Annotated in this window: 1 protein-coding gene; it reads left to right on the top strand. The window is 29.3% G+C overall.

Annotation, left to right across the window (positions count from 1 at the left end):
- Positions 1-835: 835 nt before the first annotated feature.
- The gene (locus I4U58_RS13545) at positions 836-2,188 is read left to right on the top strand and encodes an amino acid permease (RefSeq protein WP_195931862.1); all 1,353 of its coding nucleotides are present in this window, start codon (positions 836-838) and stop codon (positions 2,186-2,188) included.
- Positions 2,189-2,377 lie beyond the last annotated feature (189 nt).

Here is a 2,377-nt window from a genome sequence, read left to right as displayed (position 1 = left end):
TTATCTGCTTATATTGACAAAATAAGTCATATATTTATAGAATAAAATTTATAAATTCATTTTAGGAGGTGGTAGTATTAATTTTTATATTATCGCTATATTTTTATTAGCTAGTATATTTTTCATTAAACCAATAAAGAAAAATATACTTACATTATCTTTTTTGCCATCTTCATTAAATATGTTTAATGGCAATCCAAATTCAAATACACTTAAAGTTAAAAGTATTGAAATTATTATAAATTATATATTTGCAGCTATAATAAATTTAATAGATTTCTTCTTATTATTTATAAGTTGGATTCCATCTTTAAGAAAATTATTAGATTATATATATAGAAATGCAGATATTCTTGAGAAACAATTTCCATTTTTATTTGGTGGTTCAAAGGGTCATAGAAATTTTATTACACATTCAGTTTTTAATCCTGTATTTTTGATTTATGTGTTTATATCCTCAAAACTATGTATAATGTTTGAATTAACACCTTTAAATAATATACTACGTCCATTATTATTTATAATTGGGATGTGTTTTGTTTGCCATTTATTGTGTGATACTATGCCAAAACACTGGAAAGGTTTTGCAAATATAAAAATTTATTTATTTATACATTTGCTTACGTTTTCCCCTATAACGTCCAAAGCATGGCTGTATATAGGTTCATTCCTATCTTTTTCATTATTATGCAAAATGATTATTTTTATTTAATTCTAATTCCATCAAAAATTTCCTTTTTTTGTGTGGTGTTTTTTTTATAAAAAAGTAATATTATATTAATGATGACTTTTTAAATTTAAAATTTTATATTTACACAAGAAAGGATTTATACAAATGGAAAACAATAAGTTACAAAAGAACTTAGGATTCGCTGCTGCTTTATCAACTGTTGTTGGTATGGTAATCGGTGGTGGTGTATTCTTCAAACCACAAGCTGTATACACTTTAACTGGTGGAGCACCTGGATTAGGTATGATAGCTTGGGTTATAGCAGGTGTTATGACAATAGCTGCTGGTCTTACTGCTGCTGAAATATCTGCGGCTATACCAAAAACTGGTGGTATGATGGTTTACATCGAAGAAATATACAGTAAAAAATTAGGATTCTTAACAGGATGGATGCAAGCGGTTTTATTCTTCCCTGCAACTATAGCTGCTTTAGCTGTTATGTTTGGACAACAAAGTGCAGGATTAATAGGAAATAATGCATTAGTATTACCTATAACTATAGGTGTTATATTATTTATATCTGTTTTAAACTCTTTAGGTTCTAAAACTGGTGGGTTTATACAAACATTTGCAACAATAGGTAAATTAATACCTCTTGCTTTAATAATAGTTTTCGGATTTATTAAAGGAAGCGGGGATAACGCTATATTAACTCCAATGGTTGGAGAAGGTGTTTCAACTGGTGGTGTTATCGGTTCTTTATTAGTTGCTATATTATTCGCTTATGATGGTTGGATAAACGTTGGTGCTATAGCTGGTGAAATGAAAAACCCAGGAAAAGACTTACCTAAAGCAATCGTAGGTGGTTTATCTTTAGTTATGGCTGTTTATTTATTAATAAACGTTGCTTACTTATGGGTATTACCTGCTAACGAATTAGCTCAATATTCTTCTCCTGCATCAGCAGTTGCAGAAGCTATATTTGGACCATTTGGTGGTAAATTCATAACTGTTGGTATATTAATATCTGTATTCGGTGCTTTAAACGGATACTTATTAACTGGACCAAGAATATTATTCACTTTAGGTGCACAAAAATCTTTACCATGTAGTGATTTCTTCGGAAAAATAAACAAAAATGGTGTTCCTGCTAACGCTACTTTAACAATGGGTGTAGTATCTGTATTATATGCTTTAACAGGACAATTCAACTTATTAACAGACTTATCAATGTTTGCTGTATGGTCATTCTACGTATTAACATTCATAGGTGTGTTCAAATTAAGAAAAGATCAACCTAACTTAGAGAGACCTTACAAAGTGCCTCTATATCCATTCATACCAATGGTGGCTATAGCTGGTGGATTATTCGTTGTTGTGAGCCAATTATTATTATCTGGTTTAACAAATACAATGATATCACTTGGTGGTGTTGTTATAACATTAATAGGTTTACCTGTATACAACGCTGTACAAAAATCAAACAATAAAGATAATCGTGATGATTTAGCTGCATAATCAAATTGTAGTTATTGATTCAATTAGATAAACTCCAGGCAAAATGCCTGGAGTTTTTTTATATTCTAATTTGATATTTTAAACTAAAATTTATTTTTAAGAAAACGCTTGCATTCCCATTTATTAACTGATATTGCAACTGCATTAAATCCAGCTTCTTTTAATTTATCGCCTATTGCTGTATCTGAT

Origin of the sequence: Clostridium sp. 1001270J_160509_D11, from assembly GCF_015667935.1 — a bacterium.
Classification (GTDB): Bacteria; Bacillota; Clostridia; order Peptostreptococcales; family Peptostreptococcaceae; genus Intestinibacter.
The sequence above is the reverse complement of the archived record's forward strand: the minus strand, read 5'-3'. Positions and strand labels throughout refer to the sequence as shown.